25 protein-coding genes are annotated in these 24,471 nt (G+C 45.4%); 9 read left to right on the plus strand and 16 right to left on the minus strand.

Annotated features, from left to right (window positions below):
• The first annotated feature begins 2 nt into the window (after nucleotides 1-2).
• Nucleotides 3-455, plus strand: a complete 453-nt coding sequence (locus VGD82_RS07085) for a hypothetical protein (protein ID WP_331019734.1) — start codon at nucleotides 3-5, stop codon at nucleotides 453-455.
• 106 nt (nucleotides 456-561) lie between these two features.
• On the opposite strand, the gene rpsT is transcribed toward VGD82_RS07085, so the two are convergent.
• Nucleotides 562-825, minus strand: a complete 264-nt coding sequence (gene rpsT / locus VGD82_RS07090) for a 30S ribosomal protein S20 (protein ID WP_015831476.1) — start codon at nucleotides 823-825, stop codon at nucleotides 562-564.
• A 183-nt stretch (nucleotides 826-1,008) separates the two neighbouring features.
• On the opposite strand from rpsT, the gene murJ reads away from it, so the two are divergent.
• The 5 genes from murJ (at nucleotide 1,009) to VGD82_RS07115 (ending at nucleotide 7,543) form a co-directional block, all read left to right on the plus strand.
• A complete protein-coding gene (gene murJ, locus VGD82_RS07095; protein ID WP_331019735.1) occupies nucleotides 1,009-2,553 on the plus strand; it encodes a murein biosynthesis integral membrane protein MurJ in 1,545 nt (514 codons plus the stop codon).
• Nucleotides 2,554-3,462 (plus strand): bifunctional riboflavin kinase/FAD synthetase, encoded by a 909-nt coding sequence (locus VGD82_RS07100; RefSeq protein ID WP_331019736.1) that lies wholly within the window; start codon nucleotides 2,554-2,556, stop codon nucleotides 3,460-3,462. It begins immediately after the preceding gene.
• A 138-nt stretch (nucleotides 3,463-3,600) separates the two neighbouring features.
• Nucleotides 3,601-6,417 carry an isoleucine--tRNA ligase gene (gene ileS, locus VGD82_RS07105; protein ID WP_331019737.1) on the plus strand — a complete coding sequence of 939 codons (2,817 nt, stop codon included), beginning with the start codon at nucleotides 3,601-3,603 and terminating at the stop codon, nucleotides 6,415-6,417.
• Nucleotides 6,410-6,871 carry a signal peptidase II gene (gene lspA / locus VGD82_RS07110; protein ID WP_331019738.1) on the plus strand — a complete coding sequence of 154 codons (462 nt, stop codon included), beginning with the start codon at nucleotides 6,410-6,412 and terminating at the stop codon, nucleotides 6,869-6,871. The genes ileS and lspA overlap by 8 nt, the downstream gene beginning before the upstream one ends.
• Nucleotides 6,872-6,904: 33 nt before the next feature.
• The gene (locus tag VGD82_RS07115) at nucleotides 6,905-7,543 is read left to right on the plus strand and encodes a molybdopterin-dependent oxidoreductase (RefSeq protein ID WP_331019739.1); all 639 of its coding nucleotides are present in this window, start codon (nucleotides 6,905-6,907) and stop codon (nucleotides 7,541-7,543) included.
• A gap of 54 nt (nucleotides 7,544-7,597) precedes the next feature.
• Here VGD82_RS07115 and VGD82_RS07120 read toward each other — a convergent pair whose 3' ends face one another.
• Nucleotides 7,598-8,197, minus strand: coding sequence for a response regulator transcription factor (locus VGD82_RS07120; protein WP_331019740.1), 600 nt, complete (start codon nucleotides 8,195-8,197; stop codon nucleotides 7,598-7,600).
• A gap of 10 nt (nucleotides 8,198-8,207) precedes the next feature.
• Nucleotides 8,208-9,488 carry an ATP-binding protein gene (locus tag VGD82_RS07125; RefSeq protein WP_331019741.1) on the minus strand — a complete coding sequence of 427 codons (1,281 nt, stop codon included), beginning with the start codon at nucleotides 9,486-9,488 and terminating at the stop codon, nucleotides 8,208-8,210.
• 229 nt (nucleotides 9,489-9,717) lie between these two features.
• On the opposite strand from VGD82_RS07125, the gene VGD82_RS07130 reads away from it, so the two are divergent.
• Together VGD82_RS07130 and VGD82_RS07135 are read left to right on the plus strand one after the other, a co-directional pair.
• On the plus strand, nucleotides 9,718-12,045 hold the full coding sequence (locus tag VGD82_RS07130) for a TonB-dependent receptor (protein ID WP_331019742.1): 2,328 nt from the start codon (nucleotides 9,718-9,720) through the stop codon (nucleotides 12,043-12,045).
• 2 nt (nucleotides 12,046-12,047) lie between these two features.
• Nucleotides 12,048-13,247 (plus strand): sialidase family protein, encoded by a 1,200-nt coding sequence (locus tag VGD82_RS07135; RefSeq protein ID WP_331019743.1) that lies wholly within the window; start codon nucleotides 12,048-12,050, stop codon nucleotides 13,245-13,247.
• Nucleotides 13,248-13,281: 34 nt separating this feature from the next.
• Here VGD82_RS07135 and VGD82_RS07140 read toward each other — a convergent pair whose 3' ends face one another.
• The 11 genes from VGD82_RS07140 to VGD82_RS07190 form a co-directional block, all read right to left on the minus strand.
• Nucleotides 13,282-13,944 (minus strand): sulfite exporter TauE/SafE family protein, encoded by a 663-nt coding sequence (locus VGD82_RS07140; RefSeq protein WP_331019744.1) that lies wholly within the window; start codon nucleotides 13,942-13,944, stop codon nucleotides 13,282-13,284.
• Between the two features lie 7 nt (nucleotides 13,945-13,951).
• Entirely contained in the window at nucleotides 13,952-14,218 is a 267-nt protein-coding gene (locus tag VGD82_RS07145) for a hypothetical protein (protein ID WP_331019745.1), read from the minus strand.
• A gap of 12 nt (nucleotides 14,219-14,230) precedes the next feature.
• Entirely contained in the window at nucleotides 14,231-15,667 is a 1,437-nt protein-coding gene (ccoG, locus tag VGD82_RS07150) for a cytochrome c oxidase accessory protein CcoG (RefSeq protein ID WP_414684465.1), read from the minus strand.
• A gap of 135 nt (nucleotides 15,668-15,802) precedes the next feature.
• Nucleotides 15,803-16,705, minus strand: a complete 903-nt coding sequence (gene ccoP / locus VGD82_RS07155; protein ID WP_331019746.1) for a cytochrome-c oxidase, cbb3-type subunit III — start codon at nucleotides 16,703-16,705, stop codon at nucleotides 15,803-15,805.
• Nucleotides 16,702-16,845 carry a cbb3-type cytochrome oxidase subunit 3 gene (locus VGD82_RS07160; RefSeq protein ID WP_135276188.1) on the minus strand — a complete coding sequence of 48 codons (144 nt, stop codon included), beginning with the start codon at nucleotides 16,843-16,845 and terminating at the stop codon, nucleotides 16,702-16,704. The genes ccoP and VGD82_RS07160 overlap by 4 nt, the downstream gene beginning before the upstream one ends.
• Before the next feature lie 12 nt (nucleotides 16,846-16,857).
• Entirely contained in the window at nucleotides 16,858-17,484 is a 627-nt protein-coding gene (ccoO, locus tag VGD82_RS07165; protein WP_135276187.1) for a cytochrome-c oxidase, cbb3-type subunit II, read from the minus strand.
• Nucleotides 17,485-17,494: 10 nt separating this feature from the next.
• Entirely contained in the window at nucleotides 17,495-18,928 is a 1,434-nt protein-coding gene (gene ccoN / locus VGD82_RS07170; RefSeq protein ID WP_331019747.1) for a cytochrome-c oxidase, cbb3-type subunit I, read from the minus strand.
• Between the two features lie 230 nt (nucleotides 18,929-19,158).
• Nucleotides 19,159-20,058 carry a heme o synthase gene (cyoE, locus tag VGD82_RS07175; RefSeq protein WP_414684472.1) on the minus strand — a complete coding sequence of 300 codons (900 nt, stop codon included), beginning with the start codon at nucleotides 20,056-20,058 and terminating at the stop codon, nucleotides 19,159-19,161.
• A gap of 13 nt (nucleotides 20,059-20,071) precedes the next feature.
• Nucleotides 20,072-21,076 carry a COX15/CtaA family protein gene (locus tag VGD82_RS07180; RefSeq protein WP_331019748.1) on the minus strand — a complete coding sequence of 335 codons (1,005 nt, stop codon included), beginning with the start codon at nucleotides 21,074-21,076 and terminating at the stop codon, nucleotides 20,072-20,074.
• Between the two features lie 2 nt (nucleotides 21,077-21,078).
• Nucleotides 21,079-21,696: an SCO family protein gene (locus VGD82_RS07185; protein ID WP_331019749.1), complete on the minus strand. Its 618-nt coding sequence runs from the start codon at nucleotides 21,694-21,696 to the stop codon at nucleotides 21,079-21,081.
• Nucleotides 21,697-21,706: 10 nt separating this feature from the next.
• Nucleotides 21,707-22,462 (minus strand): SURF1 family protein, encoded by a 756-nt coding sequence (locus tag VGD82_RS07190; protein ID WP_331019750.1) that lies wholly within the window; start codon nucleotides 22,460-22,462, stop codon nucleotides 21,707-21,709.
• A 36-nt stretch (nucleotides 22,463-22,498) separates the two neighbouring features.
• Between VGD82_RS07190 and VGD82_RS07195 the strand changes: the two genes are divergently transcribed.
• Complete coding sequence (locus tag VGD82_RS07195; RefSeq protein WP_331019751.1) at nucleotides 22,499-22,702, plus strand: twin transmembrane helix small protein; 204 nt, start codon at nucleotides 22,499-22,501, stop codon at nucleotides 22,700-22,702.
• An 83-nt stretch (nucleotides 22,703-22,785) separates the two neighbouring features.
• Here the strand turns inward: VGD82_RS07195 and VGD82_RS07200 are convergent, their stop codons facing one another.
• Both VGD82_RS07200 and VGD82_RS07205 read right to left on the minus strand, forming a co-directional pair.
• Nucleotides 22,786-23,691 carry a cytochrome c oxidase subunit 3 gene (locus tag VGD82_RS07200; protein WP_331019752.1) on the minus strand — a complete coding sequence of 302 codons (906 nt, stop codon included), beginning with the start codon at nucleotides 23,689-23,691 and terminating at the stop codon, nucleotides 22,786-22,788.
• Nucleotides 23,692-23,835: 144 nt separating this feature from the next.
• Nucleotides 23,836-24,399: a cytochrome c oxidase assembly protein gene (locus VGD82_RS07205; protein ID WP_331019753.1), complete on the minus strand. Its 564-nt coding sequence runs from the start codon at nucleotides 24,397-24,399 to the stop codon at nucleotides 23,836-23,838.
• Nucleotides 24,400-24,471: the final 72 nt, after the last annotated feature.

The following is a 24,471-nucleotide window of genomic DNA, read 5'->3' on the forward strand; positions in this document are numbered from 1 at the left end:
ACATGTTGAAGCTTGCAGTATTTCGTACCTTAATCATTTTGCTGCTGTGCGGGTTCAGTTGGGCGGCATTAGCTAAGCCGCCTTATTTGGAGCCTGGTGTTAATAACTACAATGACATGCTCAGATTGCTAGGAACGCCTCTGTCAAAAGAGGTTATGCCTGATGGTTATAATTACTTATATGATGGCGTGATTGTCAATATCAGTGGCCCTGATCAAGCTACGATTTTGACAGTAACTTATCTTAAACCCAATATTTACAATAAATACCTATATCTTGATGTTGGTTCAACTGCTAATCGAATCAAAGAAAATATAAGTGATTATTACGAACATAAAGAGGCTGCTTATCATTTCATCACCGATTATGAAAGGTCGGTAATTTTTTGGTTTGATAAGAATCAGCGTGTTGTTAAATATGTTCAAGCGCGCAAAGGCAGTTTGAAGCGTATTTAATATGTAGAGTCTTATAGAACCAGTGGACAATAAAAAAGCCGAACATCGGTTCGGCTTTTTTATTTGATTTAAATAACGACGCAAGTGCAAACACTTGCGAGGCTAATTATGCCATCGCTTTAATTGCAGCGTTTAAGCGGCTTTTATGACGTGATGCTTTGTTCTTGTGAATGATGTTTTTGTCCGCAATGCGGTCAATAACACTTACATTCTCTGAGTACGCAGCAGTAGCTGCAGCTTTATCGCCAGCTTCTACAGCTTTAATGATTTTTTTAATTGCTGTGCGCAAAGTAGAACGCAAGCTTGCATTGTGAGCGCGTTGCTTAACTGCTTGACGAGCACGTTTTCTTGCTTGTGCGGTATTTGCCATCTGTTTTTCCTAAAAAGCTATTCAAAATACGAAGCCCGTAATCATAGCATTTTATAAATATATTGCAAGTTAAAATAATGCAAATATGTTTGTAAATAATACCTAGTGACTATTGGCGTGTTAAAATTACGCAATATGTTGTTAATGCTATACTTTTCTTCACCTACATTATAACGATAAAGCATGAATTTACTCAACGCGCTGGCTAAAGTCGGCAGCATGACTTTTGTTTCGCGTATTTTGGGCTTCGTGCGCGATACGCTGATTGCACGTGTATTTGGTGCAGGTATGCTGAGTGACGCCTTTATCGTCGCGTTTAAAATTCCTAATTTATTGCGCAGAATTTCTGCTGAAGGCGCCTTCAGCCAGGCGTTTGTGCCTATTTTGTCTGAATACAAAAGCCAGCGCGGTTTTGATGAAACGCATCATCTGATCAATCGGGTTGCCACTTGGCTCGGCCTGATTCTGGTGGCGGTTACCATCATCGGTATGTTGGCCGCGCCTTGGATTGTTAGTTTGGTCGCTCCCGGTTTTAGGGGGGATGCGGTGAAAATGCAGCTGACTATAGAGTTGCTGCGTATTACTTTCCCATATATTTTCTTTATATCTTTAGTGTCCATGGCTGGCGGGGTACTCAACACCTATAATAAATTTGGTGTGCCAGCCTTTACACCGGTGTGGCTCAACGTGGCGATGATTGTTGCCATCTTATTTTTTGCGCCTTACTTTGATGAACCGGTTAAGGTGTTAGCGTGGGCGGTGTTTATCGGTGGATTTTTGCAATTAGCGTTTCAGGTGCCATTTTTAAAGCAGATAGGCCTGTTACCTAAGCTTGATTTTAAATCTGATGATGAGGGTGTCTGGCGCATACTGAAGTTAATGGGCCCTGCGGTACTTGGCGTGTCTGTGGCGCAGATATCACTGATACTGAATACGATTTTTGCTTCATTCTTAAATACAGGTAGCGTTAGTTGGCTTTATTACGCAGACCGCCTGATGGAGTTTCCGACTGGGGTGCTCGGCGTTGCGCTAGGCACCATATTGCTACCTAGCTTATCTAAGGCTTATGCTGGCAAAGATGATAGCGAGTACTCGCAATTGCTGGACTGGGGCTTGCGCTTAACCTTTATTTTGGCTGCACCTGCCGCGGTTGCCTTGGCCGTGTTGGCGACGCCTTTAGTTGTGACTTTGTTTAACTATGGCAAATTTACGTCATTAGATGTGCTGATGACGCAGCAGGCCTTAATTGCCTACAGCGTGGGCTTGCTCGGGTTGATTCTGGTTAAAATTTTGGCGCCTGGCTTTTATGCGCGGCAAAATATCAAAACCCCAGTCAAGATTGCCGTATTTACCTTGGTGATGACACAGGTCATGAATCTAGTGTTTGTTTTTGGGCTGAATTTGCAGCATGTAGGCCTGGCGTTGGCAATAGGCGTGGGCGCCTGTCTGAATGCCAGCTTGTTATATCACCACTTACGTAAAGCCCATATCTTCCATCCGCAATCAGGTTGGCTGCTGTTTATGGCCAAGTTACTGCTGGCATTAAGTGTGATGGGTGTGGTACTGCACTTTGCGATGGGTGATGTCAGTTTGTGGTTAGGCTTGGGTTTAATGCAGCGTTTAGTTTATTTAAGTGGCTTGGTGGTGCTAGGTGCAGTGAGTTATTTTGCCATGCTCTTGTTGTTAGGGTTTAGGCTGCGTGACTATATGCGTAGAGTGAGCCGATAGATGCAGATTTTTAGACACATTCCCACCAACTTGCAGCCGCCATGTGCATTGGCGATAGGTAATTTCGATGGCATGCATTTAGGACATCAAGCGTTATTTGCGCAACTTAAGCAAACTGCGTTAGCTTCTAATTTAGAGGCCGCGGTGATGACATTTGAGCCCCACCCACGTGAGTTCTTTACACCAGAAAGCGCGCCAGCGCGGCTCTGTTCTATGCGCGAAAAGTTGGAGTACTTTGCGCAGGCAGGGGTGGGGCGTGTTTATGTGTGTAAGTTTAATCAGCGCTTTGCTAAGGTGACGGCTGAAGCTTTCATGCAAGATATTTTACGCCATGCGATTCATGCTGAGGCGATACTGGTTGGTGAGGATTTTCGCTTTGGCGCAAAACGCGCTGGCTCTGTAGATGATTTTGTGGCGGCAGGGTTTAACTTGGTGAGTTTGCCGCAGGTCGACATGGCCGGTGTTAGGGTTTCTAGCACCAGAGTGCGCTCAGCTTTGGCTGATGGGCATTTGCAAGAAGCGGCATCACTGTTAGGCCGTGGTTACAGCATTAGCGGTAAGGTGGTGCACGGCGCAAAGCGTGGGCGTCAGCTTGGCTTTCCTACTGCAAATGTGCATATGCGGCATGAGCGGCCTGCATTAAAAGGGGTATATGCAGTAAAATTAGACGGTTTGAATGCAGTGGCCAATTTAGGGGTGCGCCCAACGATTGCCGGGGTGCCTAAACTATCATTAGAAGTGCATGTGCTTGATTTTAATGGTGACTTGTATGGCAAGCATGTGCATGTGGAGTTTTTGCATAAAATACGTGATGAAATGAAGTTTGATGGTTTGGATGCATTAAAAGCGCAAATTGCAATTGATGTAGAATTGGCAAGAAATTTTTTTGGGATGGTTACTCCCGCTTAGTGATAAATGTAACCAGTTGATGGGATGTAATGCTTATTGAGATACCAGAATGGTATGTCGGCAACTGGATTTCTGTGTAAGCTTAATGCGACGTTAAGCGGGCAGAAATGATGAATATGAAATGTGTTGAGATTTTAAATGACTGAAGATAATAAAGAGCAAAGTAAGTATAAGTTAAATCTACCTGAGACCGCGTTTCCTATGCGCGGCGACTTGGCAAAGCGTGAGCCTGCATGGTTGAAAGCGTGGCAGGATAAAAAACTGTATGCACGTATTCGCAATGCGCGCAAAGGTGCCAAGAAATTCATTTTGCATGATGGCCCTCCCTATGCCAACGGTGATATTCACATTGGTCACGCAGTAAATAAAATCTTAAAAGATATCATCGTAAAATCTAAAACGTTCTCAGGGTTTGATGCACCTTACGTGCCAGGCTGGGATTGTCACGGCTTGCCGATTGAGCTCGTAGTAGAAAAAAATCACGGTAAAAATATAGACCCGGCGCAGTTCCGCGAGTTGTGCCGTGCGTACGCTGCTGAGCAGGTAGAAAAGCAAAAGAAAGACTTTATTCGTTTAGGTGTACAGGCTGATTGGGATAATCCTTACTTGACGATGGACTTTCAAACCGAAGCCGACATCATGCGTGCTTTGGGTGATATTTATAAAAATGGCTACCTGTATCAAGGCAGCAAGCCTGTACATTGGTGCGTAGATTGTGGCTCAGCCTTAGCTGAAGCAGAAGTTGAATATGAAGACGTAAACTCGCCTGCGATTGATGTAGGATTTAAGGTTGTAGACAATACAGCCTTGGGTAAAGCGTTTGGCATTGCGGTTACAGGCGATGCGTATGCGGTGATTTGGACCACCACACCATGGACCTTGCCGGCAAATCAAGCGGTGAGTGTACACGCTGAGCTTGATTATGATTTGATTCAAACCAGCAAGGGCTTGCTGATACTGGCAAATGCTTTGGCCGCGGCGACATTAACGCGTTATGGTGAAGCGGATGCAAAAGTGCTGGCAAGCTGTAAAGGTTTGGCATTAAAACACTTACAGTTAGCACATCCGTTTGACGCACGCCAAGTGCCTGTTATCTGCGGTGACCATGTGACGACAGAGGCAGGTACCGGCTTGGTGCATACGGCAGCCGCCCACGGTAATGATGACTGGTTGGTGATGCGAGCTAACTTCCCAGAGCAAAAACCAAGAGTCTTAATCGGTAGTGATGGCAAGTTCTTTAGCAGTGAGTTGGTCGAGTTTGCCGCTATTCGTGGCCTAAGCAGACAAGACGCGAACAAAGTTATTTTGGCGAACATGCAGGAGAGTGGTCGCTTACTTGCAAGCGCACGTTTGAACCATAGCTTCCCACATTGCTGGCGCCATAAAACGCCACTGATGCAGTTGGCAACGCACCAATGGTTTATTGGCATGAACGCACATGACATTAACGGTAAAGCATTGCGCGAGCATGCTAACAAAGCCGTGGATGAAACTGAGTTTTTCCCGAGCTGGGGTCGTGCACGTTTAGAAGCAATGATTAAAAACCGCCCAGATTGGTGTGTATCACGCCAACGTAACTGGGGCGTACCGATGCCATTATTTGTGCATAAAGAAACTGGCGAACCACATCCGCAAACCGCCGAGCTGTTAGAGCAGGCGGCCTTGCTCACGGAAAAAAGCGGTGTAGAGGCTTGGTTTAGTTTAGATGGCGCGGCTTTCTTGGCACAACATGCCCCAGACTATGCTGAGCAATATAAAAAGGTGACTGACACGCTAGACGTGTGGTTCGACTCAGGCAGTACTCATGCTGCAGTGCTTAAACGCCGCCCTGAATTGGCCTTCCCCGCAGATTTGTATTTAGAGGGCTCAGATCAGCATCGCGGCTGGTTCCAGTCTAGCTTATTGACCGGTTGTGCAATTGATGGTCATGCACCTTATAAAGCATTGCTGACGCATGGTTTTGTGGTGGATGGCAGCGGCCACAAAATGAGTAAATCTAAGGGTAATGTGGTTGCACCACAAAAAGTGATGGATACCTATGGCGCAGATATCTTACGTCTATGGGTCGCCTCTACCGACTACTCAGGTGAACTGACCATTTCAGATGAGATTTTAAAGCGTGTCGCTGAAAGCTATCGACGTATCCGCAACACTTTACGTTTCCTGTTAGCGAACTTGGCTGACTTTGATGCGGCTAAAGACTTGTTACCTGTGAGCGAGTGGTTAGAAATTGACCGCTATGCTTTGCATTTAACTAACAAATTGCAAACTGAAATATTGGCGGATTATGACCGTTACGAATTCCATTTGGCGGTGCAAAAATTTGTTAGCTTCTGCTCAGAGGACTTGGGCGGTTTCTATTTAGATATCTTAAAAGACCGTTTGTACACGACGGGTGAAGCCTCGCATGCGCGCCGTGTTGCGCAAAGTACTTTGCATCATATTACCCACACGATGATGCGCTTGATGGCACCAATTTTAAGTTTCACTGCGGATGAAATTTGGCAAACGCTAGGTTTGGATGCAGATAAAACCGTATTTGAAGAACTTTGGTATGCCTTGCCAGCGCACGGGCTAAGTGATGCAGAGGTCCAGTCTTGGCAAACAGTGCTTGAGGTGCGTGCCTTAGCAAATAAAGCGATAGAAGAGAAACGCGCGGCTGGTTTGGTGGGCTCGTCATTGCAATCTGAATTGGATATTTATGCAGATGGCACAACATTTGAGGCATTAAGCCGCCTACAAGATGACTTGCGTTTTGTGCTGATTACATCACGTGCTTCGCTGCATCAGCGTGCTGGCGCATTAGAGGTGCAAGTTGCGCCTAGTGCACATACAAAATGCGATCGCTGCTGGCATTACCGTGCAGATGTAGGGGCCGATGCTGCGCATCCACATATTTGCGGGCGCTGTGTAAGCAATTTGTTTGGCAAAGGTGAGGTTCGTTCACATGCGTAAGTGGTTTGCTATTAGCGCAATTGTGGTCGCCCTGGATTTGTACACCAAATATCTAGTTCAACATGCTTTTGTGTATGGTGAGCACTTAACCATTACTAGCTTTTTTGATTTGGTACGTTTTCATAATGAAGGCGCAGCGTTTAGCTTTTTAGCCAACGCTGGTGGCTGGCAAAAGTGGTTCTTCACTGGAGTCACTGCAATTGCCGCCATTGTGATTACTTATCTGATTAAAAAGCATCATCATGAGAAACTATTTAGCTTAGGTTTGGCCTTAGTATTAGGTGGTGCGATTGGTAATTTGTACGATCGCCTGACCTTAGGCTATGTAGTGGATTTTCTGTTTTTTCATATTGATCAGTTATATTGGCCGGCTTTTAATGTGGCAGATAGTGCAATATGCGTTGGGGTCGGTTTGTTGCTTGCGGATAGTTTCAAGAAGTCGAAAGTAAATTAATCAACTCGTAGACATTTAGTTCGGAACAAATCTATGCCAGACTGGAAAAAGCTTATCGAAGGAAAAATAGCATTAGCAAAACGTGGTGCAAAGCCAGGTAAAACCAATGCAAATGAGCGGATTCCGGCAGGGCAAACCGAGGTGAAGAATTTTCCAACTTTAGATTTAGGAATTCGTCCGCAAGTGACAACTGAAAGCTGGAGCATGCGTGTATATGGCTTGGTAGAACATGAGCTTGATATTAACTGGTCGCAATTTCAGGCAATGCCACAAGTGACCGAAGTCTCGGATTTTCACTGTGTGACGCGCTGGAGCCAATTAGATATGGATTGGCAGGGAGTGCCAGCCCGCGAGATTTTAGCAATGGCGGCACCGTTGCCAGCCGCCAAGCATGTGACTTTGCATGGCTATGATGGCTACACTACCAACTTACCCCTAGATGCCTTATTAGATGATGACGTCATCATTGCCCACAGCGTGCTGGGTGGGCCATTAACCGCAGCGCATGGTGGTCCGGTGCGCATGATTGTACCTAAGCGTTACGCGTGGAAGGGTGCCAAATGGCTGAAAGCGATTGAACTGCATGAATTTGACCGTCTAGGGTTTTGGGAAGTGCGCGGTTATCATAATGAAGCTGACCCATGGCGTGAAGAGCGCTTTAGCGACGAATAAAGATTAACCTTGTCTCAATGCTAGTGTTGTTCTCTTAGCAGGTCTTGAATGCGATTAAATAATGCTGAGGTTGATGCTAGGTTTCTTGCCTAATTTTCTTTGTAACGTACGTCTGTGCATATTTAAGCTGCGTGCGGTGGCGGAGATGTTGCCATCATTCTCTGACAATACCCGTTGAATATGCTCCCACTCTAACCTGCCTACAGGTAGCGGGGAGGACGCTAGTTCAACTTCTGAATCTCCAGCTTGTTTATCAAATGCAGCAACAATTTCATCCGCATCAACAGGTTTGGCTAAGTAGTGGGTTGCGCCTAGTTTGATTGCCTCTACCGCTGTGGCAATGCTGGCGTAGCCTGTGAGCACCACTATTTTTGTGGCTGCCTGCAAGCTTGCCAACTGCCTGACTAACACTAAGCCGGAGTTGCCTGACATTTTAAGGTCAACCACCGCAAACTCCGGTGGGTCGGTCTGTGCAATTGCAAAGGCAGACTCAGCACTGCTGGCAAGCGTAACTAAAAAACCGCGTTTGCGCATTGCCATTGCCAGTGCGTTTAGGAATACTTCATCATCGTCAACCAGCAGCAGGGTAGGCTGTTCATCGCTACTTTTTAAGTCTGCTGCATGGTTTGAGTTTATTGTGTCGCTATCAAGCATCGCCGTATCCCTAATGACCTATGCGCAATTGGTGTAGCGGTAAGGAGATGGCAGTGAGCACTCCGCCTTCGGCATGATTGCTGAGCGTGAGTGTGCCGCCAAATTTTGCAATAATCATTTGTGTGAGGTACACCCCCAAACCCATGCCGTTACCATTTTTTGAGCTAAAAAAGGGTTTACCAAGCTGTGTTTTTACTTCATCACTTAAGCCGTTACCAAAGTCCCTAATATACACCTGCAAGGTATTTTCATCCCAGTTTGCATCAAATAGCACCCGGTCTGGTGATGCGTCGGCTGCGTTGTCTAGTAAGTTCTGTATGGCCTGACTTAGTGTTCTGTCTGTGAAAATTAATGGGTTGCTAGCGCTATCGCTCAAGCTGACTATTAGCTCGGTTGCTGGGCGCGTATCACGCCAGCGTTGAATCGCATCTTGCAAGAACTGGTTTAGCGGCAAACCATGCCCGGCATCTGCGCGGCTTTGACCTGCATTACGCGTGATGGACGATAGTATTTCTTTGCAGCGGTCAATTTGGGTACGGATGATGACTAATTGCTGTAATGGCTCAGGCTGATTAGATAAATCTCGTGCCAGCTCTTTGCTAATCACCGCCATGGTGGCGAGTGGTGTTCCTAACTCATGCGCGGCACTGGCAGCGAGGGTTCCTAATGAGAGTGCAAGCTCACTTTCAAGTGATCTTTCTCTCACTGCGGCAAGCAGTTGATCGTAATCACGTAGGCTTTGCCCAATGCGCGTGACAAAAAAAGCAATAATGCCAGCACTCACCACAAAGCCCAGCCACATTCCGACCAAGTGGATGTCTAGTGATTTTCCCGCCAAGTAATGCATATGTAGATGCGATAACGGCACATAATAAAACACCAGTGTGGAGTAACAAATAACGGCAATCGCGGCCAGTAGCCAAGTGTACTCTCGTTTTAAAGCAACCGCGGCAATGGTGAGCGGTAATAGATACATCCACACTAGCGGGTTGCTGTAGCCACCAGTGAAATAAAATAAGACAGTGAGCCCGAGTAAGTCGCCCAGTAACTGTAATAGTAGTTCATGGTCAGTCACGTTGCTGAATTTTTGCAGGCGCAATAATGTCATCAGGTTAAGTAACAGCATGCCACCAACAGCAAGCGCGATAGGAATTTTTGGTAATGGGATATGCAGGTAATATAGCGCCGCTGTAGCGGCCAGCATGAACGCGAGCATGACGCTGCGCAGCAAAAATAAGCGCTGCAAATTACGGCGTGTTGGGTTTTCTAAAGTGGGAAAATGCGTATTCATCACCTGATTATTATACGTGCTGATACTCAAATTGCATTGCGTCAAATTGTCGCGCATATATGTGCACGTCCCTGCGACAATTGGTCACATTACGTAGCGCACATATCTAAAATATACTACTAACCTATCAAGATGTAGCGGCACTAACCAGAGCCATCACAGATAGGTCCTGCATCAATATTAAAAATAATAATTATAGAACTTAGTATATAAAAATCAGGGGTATGCAATGCGTATTAAGCTAATTTCGACCATCATCGCAGCAAGCTTTAGCAGCACATTATTTGCGGAGCATAATGAGGCAATTGATTTAGATGCGGTTGAAGTGCGCGCACCAATGATTGATAGCCGCATCACTAACCATCCAGCCACCGTAGAGACTTATACTAAAGAGCAAATCCAAGATACGGTAAATGCAACCACCTCTATGCAGACATTGAAATATCTGCCAAGTTTCCAAGTGCGTGAGCGTTACATTGGCGATAGAAATGGCCCGATTGCTACTCGTACTACAGGTACATTATCCAGCGCGCAAACCATGCTTTATGCCGATGGGGTGCTGTTATCTAACCTGCTCGGTAACTCTTACAGTTTCCCGCCGCGCTGGGGATTTGTCAGTCCGGAAGAGATTGATAGCGTCAGTATTTTATACGGGCCATTTTCTGCTTTGTATGCTGGCAACTCATTTGGCGGTGTTGTTAGCTTGAATACGCGCATGCCGACAAAGCTTGAAGTGCATGCCAGTGCACAGTCTTTTATGCAGAGTTTCGAGTTGTATGGCACAGATAAAACCTTTAAGGGTAATCATGAAACGGCGTCTATTGGTAATAAAATCAATGATCTAAGTTTCTTGCTAACTGTTGACCGCTTGCAAAATGACAGTCAGCCTATGCAGTTTGCCAATGCGTTGCGGTCAACTACTGCATCTGGAGGTGCACCTGTGGTGACTGGTGCGTACCAAGATAAAGACCAGACCAATAAGGACCGAGTTATTTTCGGCGCAACAGGTTTTGATCATAGCGAGCAGACTAATGCCAAGATTAAGTTGGCTTATGACATCACGCCGCAAATCAAAGCTAGCTATAGCCTAGGTATATGGGATATGAATAGCAAAGTCGATGTGAAAAGCTACCTGAAAGATGCTGGCGGCAATGCAGTCTACAATGGACCGGTTAGTTTCGGCGGCTTTCGCTACAATGTTTCTGGTTTTACGCCATCAGAGGCTGAGGCTTTACATATCATGCAAGCGCTTGATATTAAGTCTAATACCAAAGGCTTCTTCGATTGGCAATTTACCTTGTCTGACTATGATTACCAGAAAGATAAAAACAGTGCATCAAGTGCCCCCACCAATTGTGCAACATCTGTAACAGGAAACCCTTACGCCAATCGAACTGGTTGCGTTACCGACTTGACCGGCACCGGTTGGACGGTATTTGATGCGCGCGCTATTTTACGTCCGGTAGATGGTTTCGGACGCCAGCATTTGATAGACTTTGGCTACCACATCGATAATTACCAGCTACGCAGTGATACTAACAATACAGTGGATTGGATGCGTGGTAGCAAAACTAGTCTGTTTGCATCATCACGTGGTGAAACGCAAACCCAGGCCTTGTATGTGCAAGATAAATGGCAAATTAATCCATTGTGGGCACTCACATTTGGCGGTCGCCAAGAATACTGGCAGGCGACAGATGGGCGCAATCAAACTACTTTAGGTGGTGCATTACGTACAGCGAATTATGCCAGTCAGTCGAATAATAAATTCTCACCCAAGTTATCACTAAGCTTTGAGCCTGAACCTGCATGGGGGTTTAGAGCGGCGCTTGGTCAGGCGTTTCGGTTTCCCACTGTCAGTGAGTTATATCAGCAGTTGAGTCAGGGCAGCACCGTGGTGGAGAACAACCCTAACCTTAAACCGGAAGAAGTGATTTCCGGTGAGTTCACCGCTGAAAGACGTTTTAATAATGGTTTGGTGCGGGCAACGTTGTTTCATGAAAGTAAGTTTGATGCATTGATCAGCCAAACAGTGGGCACGGGCGCCAGCATTCCATTCGGTAGTGGTACTTGCACTGGAACAAACTGTTCATACATCCAGAATATTGACCATGTGCGTACCAATGGGATTGAACTCTCTACTATTTGGGAGAATGTAGCGATTGATGGCTTGGATATCATGGCTAACGCAACTTTCAGCGATGCTGAAATATTGAAAAACAGCCTTGCCCCTTCTACAGAAGGTAATAAGCCGTCACGTATTCCCAAACAACAATACAAAGTAATTGGCACTTATCACCAAGGGCATAATCTCACGTATAGTGTTGCAGCACGCTATAGTGGTCGCCAATACAATACTCTGGATAATAGCGATGTAAATCCAGATACTTTTGGTGGTACTAGCAAATTTTTCATTGTAGATGTTAAAGCCAACTACAAATTTGCAGATAGGCTCACAGCCAGCGTGGGCGTTGATAATCTTAATAATTACAAGGCTTATGTATTTCATCCCTATCCACAGCGGACAGGTTACGTTCAACTGAAATTTGATTACTAACCATGAAAATTACCACATTATTTTTGACCTTTTTGCTTTGTTTAAGCACACCGCTAAGAGCGCATGAAGACCATACCCATCCGCAAAAGAGTAGTTTAGCTGTAAGTGTTGCCTTTGATGCTAGCGGTCGTCTATGGCGGGTTGGCGTGCAAGATGGTTTTGTCGTAGTGGATGCAAGTACAGACGGCGGCAAGAGCTTTACTCAGCCACACAAGATTAACGCTAAGCCACAGAAAATCGGTGCCGATGGCGAGGCGCGACCAAAGATAGCTGTTGGCCCAGAAGGTAATCTATACGTCACCTGGACGGAAGGGCTTAAAGCACCTTTTTCCGGGTACATATGGTTTGCGCGCTCTGTAGACCAAGGTAAGACATTTGAAAAGCCTTTGGTGGTGCATCATGATAAAGCGGAAATTACACATCGCTTTGATTCACTTAATGTGAGCCATCACGGAAAAATCACCGTTACTTGGGTAGATAAGCGAGATTTATTAGCTGCTAAAGCCGCCAATAAGCCTTATGAAGGCGCCGCGATTTACTACGCTGTTTCTGATAATAAAGGCGTAAGTTTTGCATTGGAGCAAAAGCTTGCAGACAGTAGCTGTGAGTGTTGTCGTATCGCTCTGACAAATAAACCCGATGGCACTGTAGCTGCGATGTGGCGTCATGTGTTTGAAGGGAGCGAGCGTGATCATATGATGGCAGAGATCCCAGCCAATCAAACAGCGCCCCAGTCTAAGCGAGCAACTTTTGGTCGCTGGAAAGTGGATGGTTGCCCGCATCACGGCGCGGCGCTGGCTAGTGGCGGGGAGGGCGACGACTGGTGGGGCTACCATATGGCATGGTTTGATGGCGGTAATGATGATGCGGGTGGAAAAGCCACACTCTATTATGCGCGTATGGATGGCGAAGCATGGGTGTCGTCACCGGCCAAAAAGTTTGGCAATATGAAGAAGCAGGCAGGGCACCCGGCAGTGGCTGCAATTGCAGACAATGTTTGGTTGGTTTGGCGTGAAAAGGACCTAGGTAAGAATCAAATCTGGATGATGAAGTCTGATGATGCTGGAAAAAGCTGGGATGTGCCACATGTGCTGAGTGAGAGTAGCGGGGTGGCTGATTACCCCGTGCTGTTGCAAAAAGATAAACAAATGTTTTTGTTATGGAATACTGCTACTGATGGTTTAAAAGTATTGGCTATTTAGCGTTATTTTTGTCCGCAGAGTTGCTGCAACTCAGTTATGTTGCGCACCATACTTTGGTATTGTGGGTAAGCTCCATCCAGATTGCCCAAGCGCTTGCTGCGCTGAGTAACACACCAGCTAAACGCATGCCGTAAGGCTCAATCGTGTTGGTCTTCAGTTTTAGCCATAGCCATGGCGCTAGAAACAGGGATACACTGGACCCCAATGCAAAAGCTGACATGCTTAATGCGCCGTCTAATGGGTTGCCGTTAAATGATGCAATCACCAGTGCTGAATATAACAAGCCGCACGGCATCAGCGCCCATAACATGCCAATGTAAAAGTGGCCGCCTTGCTTGGTACTAAGCTTTTTTACATGCCCCCATATGTTGCGCCCGGCACGGTCTACCCAAATGGGTTGACGTGCGTAGATGATGAGCAACACGCCCCAGAAGAATATCAACACATGGAAGAATGTCCATAGTGGGTGCAATACGCTGCTATAGCTAGATAGCCAGGCAATACTTTGAATCGCAAAGGTGGCGATTGCCCCCAGCATGGCATAGCCAAATAAGCGACCAATGTGATAATGGTAAATTGCGTAAGGCGTTTGTGGAGACTGTGTAAGTGCAGTACAGGCTGCGCCACACATAGCAACGCAATGTGGCCCTCCTGCGATACCCATCAGTAATGAGCTGTAAATAAGCGCGGTTTGCATTGCGCTACTATTTATCCAGATTTACACCAGTGGCTGCATGGTTGCGAGCAAGAACAGCTGGTTCTAGCGCATTTTTCTCTTCAGTAGTGAGGGGTTTGTTAGTATGAAACTCTGAATTTTCATCGTGAGCTAATACTGGGTCTTGCCCATTTACTGCAATATATACGGTGGTTAAGCTAGCTACCACTACAATAGCTGGGCCACAGAACACTAGCCACGCATAGCCAGATTTCCACCACTTTGCTTTTTCATTTTGCGTTTGTTTTGTTGACATAGGATTACCTCTTTAACGAGACATATAAAAAATAGACTTTTCAAATAAGCGTTCTTTTGAATCGCCTGCAACAATTTCAAATACTACTGGGTGTGAACCGCTTTTAATCGAGCCATCTGCAATCTGCAAACTTACTGCCACCATTCTTGACTCTGCGGCGTTCACGGTAAATTCTGAATCAGAAGCTAAAGATAAGCCTTCTATACCTGATACTGAAATGTGATAAGTTTCAACATGCTCTGAAGCGTTGGTGATTTGCAGTTGATAAACGTTCTCTACTTTGCCGCCAGGTGCAATACGCGACATCACTCCGCGATCGCGAATCACATCTACCTTAAACGAAATGCGTGTAACTAGCGAGTAAACAAGCCCCGCACTCATCAGCAGCAATAGCGCGCTATAAATGAGTACACGAGGCCGTAGAATTTTTTTCAGTACCTGTTCTTGTGACCAGTGATTAGTGAGTGCGTTCTGTGTGGAGAAGCGAATTAAGCCACGCGGGTACTCCATTTTGTCCATAATGCTATTACATGCATCTACACATAAGCCGCAGCTAATGCACTCTTGCTGTAAGCCATTGCGGATATCAATGCCGGTTGGACATACCTGCACGCAGAAACTACAGTCAATACAGTCACCTAAACCGGTTTGCTTTGCATCTACCTTGCGTGAGCGGCCGCTACGTGGCTCGCCGCGCTCTTGATCGTAAGTCACGATGAGCGTGTCATTATCAAACATCGCACTTTGGAAGCGTGCATACGGGCACATATGTTTACAGATTTGTTCGCGCAGAAAGCCAGCGTTACCATAAGTGGCAAATGCATAAAAACAAATCCAGAATGTTTCCCATGGGCTTAAGCTCCATTGTGAAATGTTATGGATAAGATCGCGGATAGGGGTAAAGTAGCCGAGGAAAGTAAAGCCAGTCCATGCCGAGAAACTGATCCACAAGGCATGCTTGATGGTTTTTTTGGATAGTTTATTAGTGTTAAGTTTGCTTGCGTCTAGACGTAAGCGTGAGGCGCGGTCGCCTTCCACCTGCCGCTCAATCCATAAAAATATTTTAGTATAGACGGATTGCGGGCATGCGAAACCGCACCAAAGTCTGCCGGCAACCGCTGTAAATAAGAACAGGGCCAGCGCGGCAATAATTAAAATGACGACTAGGTAAATAAGGTCTTGCGGATACAGCACCAATCCAAAAATATAAAAACGGTGGGTGCTAATATCTAGCAGCACAGCTTGGCGTTGTCCCCATTCTAGCCACGGCACACCGTAGAACACAATCTGGGTAATCCAGATCATCGCCCAGCGCCAGTTTTTATAGAAGCCGGAGATGTTACGCGGGTAAATTTTCTGATGCGGTTCGTACAACGACCTAGTGACTGGCTGTGCCGGATCGTTAATGATAGGAATCGTTTTCTTTGGTGTACGAGGCTTAGTGGACACTTTGATTCAGACTTAATTTAGAAATTCGGTGAATAAAAACAAAAACGCCCACTATTTTAGCATAAGCGCAAATAGCGGGCGTTAAGATGTTGTTTGTATTAAATTAATCTTGGCCAGTTTTTAGCCTCGGACTAATTATTTTGCGTTAGAAAAACGCCAAACATAAGCAGCCAATACATGAATTTGTTCAGGTGTCAGGCGTGATCCTTGTGCTGGCATTTTGTTATCTATACCATTGTTAATGCGTTGGATAATCGCCGCTTCACCCGCACCGTGCAACCAGATGTTGTCAGTTAAATTAGCTGAACCAATTGCTTGGTTACCTTTACCATCAGGGCCGTGACAAGCTGCACATGCGGCAAATTTTTCTTTACCTAATGCAGCGCGTTCAGCGTCATGCTCACTGTTAGATAAGCTCAACACATAGTTTGCTACGTTTTTAACGTCGTCAGCACTACCTATAGCTGCAGCCATAGGAGGCATCATGCCATGTCTACCGTTAGTAATTGTTTGCTTGATGGTCTCGTGTGAACCGCCATGTAACCAATCGTTATCGGTTAGGTTAGGGAAGCCTCTGCTACCGTGTGCGTCAGAGCCGTGGCATTGTGAGCAATTGTTCATGAACAAACGCTCGCCGATTGCCATTGCTTTTGGATCCTGCGCAACTTCTTCACCCTTCATCGATGTGAATTTTGCGTAGATTGGCGCAATACGGTCATTGGTTTCTTTAACTTCCTGCTCATACTGTTTGAGTGCAGTCCAGCCTAGTTTACCTTGGTAAGTGCCTAAGCCTGGGAACAGGAATAGGTAAGTTGCACCGAATACACAAGTGATAATGAACATCCACATCCACCATCTTGGCATTGGGTTGTTCATCTCAATGATGTCTTCATCGTACACGTGGCCGGTTGACTCACCTGTGTGTGCTGGATCATGTGACTTGCTTGTCATAAATAGTACCGTTAAACAGAAAACGATACCGCCAATCACGATTGCCGAAATAAAATACGGCCAGAAATCGCTTGTAAAATCACTCATTCTTCATCTCCCTCAAGCGGCAATCTTGCCGCTTCGTCAAAGTCTTTTTTATGCCGCCCAGACCAAGCCCAAACCCATATACCTACAAAGGTAACTAGGGCTAGGACTGTGGCAATGCTGCGTAAACCAATAGTGTCCATGGGTTCAGTTGCTTATTGTTTAAGCGCTGTACCAAGCACTTGTAAGTAGGCGATTACAGCCTGCATCTCTGTTTTTCCATAAACATCGTTAGCTGCGCTCTTAATTTCAGCATCAGCATATGGAACACCAGCGATTTTTAAAGCGCGCATGTGTGCAGGTAAGTTTTTCGCATCTACTAGGTTTTTCTCAAGCCATGGGTAGGCAGGCATAACAGACTCAGGTACCAAATCACGAGGGTTGATCAAGTGAATGCGATGCCATTCATCACTGTAACGGCCGCCTACACGTTGTAGGTCTGGACCTGTACGTTTACTACCCCATTGGAATGGGTGGTCGTAAACAAACTCACCAGCTACTGAGTAGTGACCATAGCGCAATGTTTCAGCTTTAAACGGGCGAATCATTTGTGAGTGGCAGTTGTAGCAGCCTTCACGGATATAAATGTCGCGCCCAGCTAATTGCAGTGCTGTGTAAGGTTTTAAGCCTTCCACTGGTTGTGTTGTTGATTTTTGGAAGAATAGCGGTACGATTTCCACCAAGCCACCAAATGAAACCACAACCAAAATTAAGATGACCAATAAGAAACTATTGGTTTCAATTTTTTCGTGGCTAAAGCCTTTTTGTTCTTTATCTGACATTTTCGATCTCTTAAGCATGAACAACTGTTGAAGGGATTCTGGCGCGAGCAGGCTGCCCCATTTGAACTGTTTTAATTACGTTCCACAACATGATCGCCATGCCGCTCACGTACATCAAGCCACCAACCATACGAATTACGTAGAATGGGTGCATTGCTTTAACAGACTCAACAAATGTGTAAGTTAATGTGCCGTCGTCATTCATTGCGCGCCACATCAGACCCGCGGTAACGCCTGAGATCCACATTGCAGTAATGTAAAGAACCACGCCGATCGTTGCTAACCAGAAGTGCAACTCAATCGCTTTCTTGCTGTACATTTGTTTTACACCCCATAAGCGAGGTACCAAGAAGTACAGTGAACCCATAGATACAAAACCAACCCAGCCTAAAGCACCTGAGTGCACGTGGCCAACGGTCCAGTCTGTGTAGTGTGAAAGTGAGTTAACGGTTTTAATCGCCATCATTGGGCCTTCAAACGTACTCATGCCGTAGAAAGACAATGAAACGATCAAGAAGCGTAGGATAGGGTCATCGCGCAGTTTGTGCCATGCGCCAGACATAGTCATCATACCGTTAATCATGCCGCCCCAGCTTGGCGCTAATAGGATTAAAGACAGTACCATGCCTACTGATTGTGTCCAGTCAGGCAGTGCGGTGTAATGTAAGTGGTGTGAACCTGCCCACATGTAAGTGAAAATCAAACCCCAGAAGTGCACGATAGACAAGCGATATGAGTACACTGGGCGCTCAGCTTGTTTAGGAATGAAGTAGTACATCATGCCCAAGAAACCAGCTGTTAAGAAGAAACCAACTGCGTTATGACCATACCACCATTGGATCATTGCATCTTGTACGCCAGCGTAAGCTGAGTATGATTTCATCCATTCGGCAGGGATTGCAGCACTGTTAACGATGTGCAAGATTGCTACCACAATGATAAATGCACCGTAGAACCAGTTTGCAACATAAATGTGTTTGATTTTTCTTTTTGCGATAGTGCCAAAGAAAACAATTGCGTACATCACCCAAACTACCAGTAGTAGTAAGTCGATAGGCCACTCTAGCTCTGCATATTCTTTAGCTTGAGTGTAACCCAAAGGTAAAGAGATAATCGCTGCGATAATGACGGCCTGGTAACCCCAGAATGAGTAACGAGCCAACATCGGAAATGCTAGTTTAGCTTGGCTTGTACGTTGCACTACATAGTACGACGTAGCAAACAGTGCACAGCCACCAAAAGCAAAAATAACCAAGTTGGTGTGCAACGGACGTAAACGTCCAAAGCTGGTCCATGGTAGTCCTAAATTTAATTCAGGAAATGCCAGTTGTGAGGCAACAATCACCCCCATTAACATTCCAAGAACTCCCCAAACTACCGCCATTACGCTAAACCGGCGTATGACGTAGTCGTCGTAAAACGTTTCTACATTATTAGTGCTCATTACTTTCATCCTTAAATAAAACCAAATCATATTCATGACTAGTGGCGGGCCCTAGCGCCGTAGTCATATCAGCATCCGTTTCAATTCTAAACAATAGTGCACGTGCTTTAATCGCGGAATTATACAACGTAATCTTTGCTTTTACATTGGATTTAGCGACTTTTTGTATGCATTTATATGAATCAATTCACGAACTGTAATGCTTGTTTACATTAAATTTTTTTCAGAATTTAAAGTGGCAAGTAGTGATCAATTAATAAACCTGCAAATAATAGGGTTAAATAAATAATGGAGTACCTGAATGTACGCTTAGCTAGTGCATCGGAGTAGTTTAGGTAAAGTTTGATTACGTAAGCCATGAAAATAGCATCAAGCACTAGCACTGAACTTAAGTAAATCATACCGCTCATGCCCAAGCCATAAGGCATGAGTGATACTGCTACCAAAATAACGGTGTAGAGCAGAATGTGTAACAAGGTAAAGGACTCACCATGCGTTACTGGCAACATGGGCATGCCAACTTTGGCATATTCCTCTCTGCGGTATAGCGCGAGTGCCCAGAAGTGCGGAGGGGTCCAAGCGAAAATGATTAAGAACATAATCAGTGACTCAGGTGAAACGGTGTTGGTGACCGCAGCCCAGCCCAAGATGGGCGGCATCGCGCCTGATGCACCGCCAATTACGATATTCATTGGCGTTGCCGGTTTAAGGAATATGGTATAAATCACGGCATAACCGACAAAGGTTGCTAGTGTTAGCCACATGGTGAGTGGGTTAACATAAAAATACAGGATAGCTAGCCCAGCGCTGCCGAGTAGCGTGGCAAATATCATGGTTTCACTTGATGACACTTGCCCAGTTGGTAGCGGGCGGGCACGGGTACGTGCCATATTGGCGTCAATTTTGTGCTCAATCAGGCAGTTAAACGCTGCGGCCGCCCCCGATGCAAAGGCAATGCCTAGTGTTGTTGCAATGAGCAGCGGTAGCGGTACCATATTAGGCGTAGCTAAAAACATACCAATCAGTGCAGTAAACACAATGAGTGAGGTCACGCGCGGTTTGCACAGCGGGAAGAAGTTTTTTAATCGCGGAACGAGTGCTTTAATTTGGCCCATGACGTTAACGTGCATGTGTAGCTCACTTTTAAGTTTTTGCGTGGTCATGTTGATGCTCCGTGATTTTAGAGTTAAGAACGATGGTGGTAATAATAAGTAATGCTGCGCCTAAGTTATGCAGCACGGCCAATGCCAAGGGTAAGTGGAGAATCAGATTAGCGATGCCGATGGTGACCTGTACTGTTAGCAGGCCAAGTAGCAGTAACGCGATTTTCCTAAACGCAGGTAGTTTGAGCAGTTGTGCAACCAGTGTAGCGATGTAAATAAACGTGACTAGTGCGCCTATTCTGTGGGTCCATTGGATGGCGGTCAGTGATGCCAGTGTTAAATTACCGCCATCAGCACTTTGCCCAAGCTCGCGTACTAGGTGAAATGCATCATTAAAATCCATTTCCGGAATCCAGTGCCCATGGCAAGTTGGGAAATCAGTGCAAGCGAGCGCCGCATAGTTGGTGCTGGTCCATCCGCCTAGCAGTACTTGCAGTAGTAATATCAATACTGCGCCGCGTACCATAAGCTTTAAGTGGGGTGGGGTGGGTATATTGTTATGCGTGACCCAATGGCGGTGCGCTAGCCAGGTGAGCAAGCCCAGTGTGGTTAACCCGCCAAGTAAGTGTGCGCTGACAATCACCGGTTTTAATAACATGGTGACGGTCCACATGCCTAGCATGGCTTGCAATATGATAATAACCAGCAGTACTGTGGTCAGTACTGGGCTGGCTGTTAATTGACGTTTATTGCGCCATCCCAGCACAAAAATTGCCAGCACCACCAAGCCTAGTGAGCCCGCTAAGTATCGATGCGCCATTTCTTTCCATGCCTTGGCAGCTTCAACTGGTTTATCAGGATGCAATGCCTGTGCCTGTTGAATTGCAGTTTCACTTTGTGGCACAGTGAGTGTGCCATAGCAGCCTGGCCAATCTGGGCAGCCGAGCCCTGCATCAGATAGCCTGACATAAGCGCCCAGCACTACAACGCACAGTGCGAGCATGGCGCCAAACAGGCATAGATTTTTAAATAGTTTGTAGCCCATGACTAGCCTGTCCAGGAGTATTTCATTAAACGCGTGATGTCTTTACGAACTAGCGCAGGTGACGTAGATGCGTGGTAGCTCATGATGAGTTGGCCCAGCGGGTCGCTCAGGTAAATTCTATTAGTGTTAATGGCGGTCTCATTAGCTATGTTGAATTGCTTGCTAAATGCAATGACATCTTCAGCTGGCTGATTGATGATTAATAACTCTGGATAGTTGCGTGCAATATCAGCAACGTCAGGTGAAGTTGTGATTAATACGCGCTGCATGCGCGGGATTTCTTTATATAAGGAGACATGAAGTTGCCGCATCTGGTGCAGTTTATTTTTACATTGGAGATCACAGTCTGTAGTGACATAGACCATGCTCCATTTATCTTTGAGCAAGTTGTTGCTTACTCTAGTGCCATTGCTATTGATGAGTGCTTGGCTGATAGGTAATGCCCTGGGGGGTGACACTAACTCGCCCACGCTCTCTCCCTTGGGTCGCCAGTCGAGTTTGTACATCGCGATAACGGCGATGATAGGGATAATAAAAAAAATCAACATGCATAAGAGTGTCAAGCGGCCTCTACGTTGCTGGTTGAGATACTCAGTGCTTTCCATGGCCGTATTTATCATATGACTTTGCCTATATTTTGGTGTTGTTGGCTTTTTTAATGCTGGTGAATAAAAAAATAAGTACGCTAGCCAGTGCAAACCCAAACCATTGGTAAGCGTAACCTATGTTGGTTGTAATTTTGCTGGTTGGCAGTTGCCAGTTACGCACAAAGCCACCTGCATTACTTTTGGCATCTAATTTGATTACCAGCGGTAATATGTGGATAGGTACGCTTTTTCTGTAACGCTCCATATCCATATGCTGCCAGATGACATTCCATGTGTTTTTTTGCGGTTCACTTTCCAGTGTGAAAATCTTGTTGCTAGGCAGCCAGACTAAGCCGGTTACCTCTAGTGCCTGATTGGGGGTACTGATGGTTGGTAAGTCAGTATGTGTGGCGCTACCTGCTACCCAGCCCCTGTTAACCAAAACATAATCATTGCTGCCATCCAGCTTTAATGGTGTGATGACATGGAAGCCTGCGACACTGTTCTCCACTTGATTGTCGAGCAGGATTTGGTACTCAGTTTCATAGTGGCCTTTTATTTTTACTTTTTTGTATTTCCATGTGTCTAAATTATTAAAGCTACTTGGCAGATTTAATGCATCCTGCTCAAGTGAACGGTTGTAGCTAGACTGTATTTCTGTACCTAACTGCGCTTTGTGGTATTGCCATAAACCCAGTTTGATAAATATTGGTAAGCAAATCATCAGGATTAATAAGCCTTGCCATGAAGGGCGCAGTAAGTAATTTCCTAATCTAAATTGCATTTGTGTGATGTGCATCGCATAATGACTTAACTAAACTGATAGGACATGATTATGATATTCAAAGTTGTTATTGTGTTGGTGCTGGTTGTCATCATTGCTAGCTTGTTTTCAGCATTGTATTTTTTAGCCAAAGATAAAGATGCTGGGGTGCGTACGGTAAAAGCATTGACCATACGTATCGGTCTTTCTATTACCTTGTTTGTGTTTTTGTTGATTGGGTATTACTTTAATTGGATTCCACATGCTGCTACCTAAAGGTTTGCGTAAAGTAACTCACTGATTTAGCAGTGTTAGTTCGAAATAGGCGGTGCATATGCACCGCTTATTCTTTGCTGGTGTTATAACCAGTAAACAAAAATAAATAATCCTAGCCAGACTACATCTACAAAGTGCCAATACCAGGCAACACCCTCAAAGCCAAAATGACTTTTTGCCGAGAAATGACCTTTCATAGAGCGTAACAAAATCACAATCAGCATGATTGTGCCCAATGTTACATGGAAGCCGTGAAAGCCTGTCAACATGAAAAATGTTGCACCATAAGCGCCGCTACCTAATGTTAGCCCCATATGGGTATAGGCTTCGTGATACTCGAAGGCTTGGCATACCAGAAAGGCAGTACCCAAAGCAACAGTTAGAAATAAACCGAAAATTAGCTGTTTGCGGTTGTCTTTAAGCAAGCCCCAGTGTGCCCAAGTAATGGTTGCACCTGAGCTCAGCAGTAATGCGGTATTGATTGCGGGTAAGCCCCATGCTCCCATTGGTGTTAGTGTGCCCGGTTTGTACTCTGTACCTAATACCGTACCGCCAGGGCCAGCAGATGGCCATGTACCTAAGAAGTCTTTGTAAGGAGTAAAGATAGGGTCGAATGCTGCAAGGTCGGGTACCGAAATGATGCGCATATAAAATAGCGCGCCAAAAAATGCAGCAAAAAAAGCAATCTCGGAGCAGATAAATACGATCATGCCGATCCTAAAGGATTTATCTTCCCATTTTTTATATTGGCCTGTAATGCTTTCTACCACAACGGCACTTAACCATTTGAAGGTCATTAGCAGAATGATAGCAGCGCCTATGTACATCATCCATTTTCCTGGTGTTTGCAGGTAGGCGAGATCTTTGTTTTTATCCGTAGCTACACTAAAAATAAAACCAGACGCCAGTGTGAGTAACCCCGCTGATAAAGTGACAGGATATAAAGCGCCATGTGGGACATAGTAATGATTATTTGAATGTGTTGTCATGCATAAGCTCCCCATTACATTATTTAACTTACTTGTAGCTAAAATAAAATCAATAAATGATGGCTATTGTTTTATCTAGACCAATATATGCGTTATTTTTTCAATTTAATTACCTGTTATTTACTCTTTAATCACTTTGGATGCTTATTTATCTATACTGAAAAATGCGTACGATAAAGTCATCTCTTTTACATCTGCAGGTATGTCTGGGCTTACAAAGAAACGTAAGGGCAATAGCTTTGTTTCCCCCGGATTTAGTGCCTGCCTTTCAAAACAAAAACATGCTAATTTTTTAAGGTGGGCAGCGGCCACACCAGGTGTTACGCTTGGCACTGCTCTACCAGCCACTACCTCATTGGTGATGTTTTTAGCCTCAAACAGTACGGTTTCAACTTTGCCAGGATGCACCTTAATGCTGGATTGTTTAGGATAGAAGTTCCAGCCCAATCCAGGCATGGTGCTGGTGGTAAATTGCACAGTTACCCAGCGTGTTTCATCTACCTTAGTGTTATTTAGCTCACTGGCTGTACTTTTGGTTTTGCCGTTTAGCCCTGTCATCGTGCATAACACGTCATATATCGGCACTAACGCAAATGCAAACAAAAGTGCTGCAACGACTACCCATATCATTTTGTAGCCTAGCTTTTTGTTAGCGGCCGACCTAAGTTCTATAGCGCTTAGGTCGGTTTTTTTTGCATCTATTTCCATATGGTGAACATTGATGCTAAATACCAAATGAACGCAATGACAGCCAAAACAATCGCTACTTTTTTGTTCTTA

It is taken from the genome of Methylotenera sp. (assembly GCF_036401095.1).
Lineage (GTDB): Bacteria > Pseudomonadota > Gammaproteobacteria > Burkholderiales > Methylophilaceae > Methylotenera.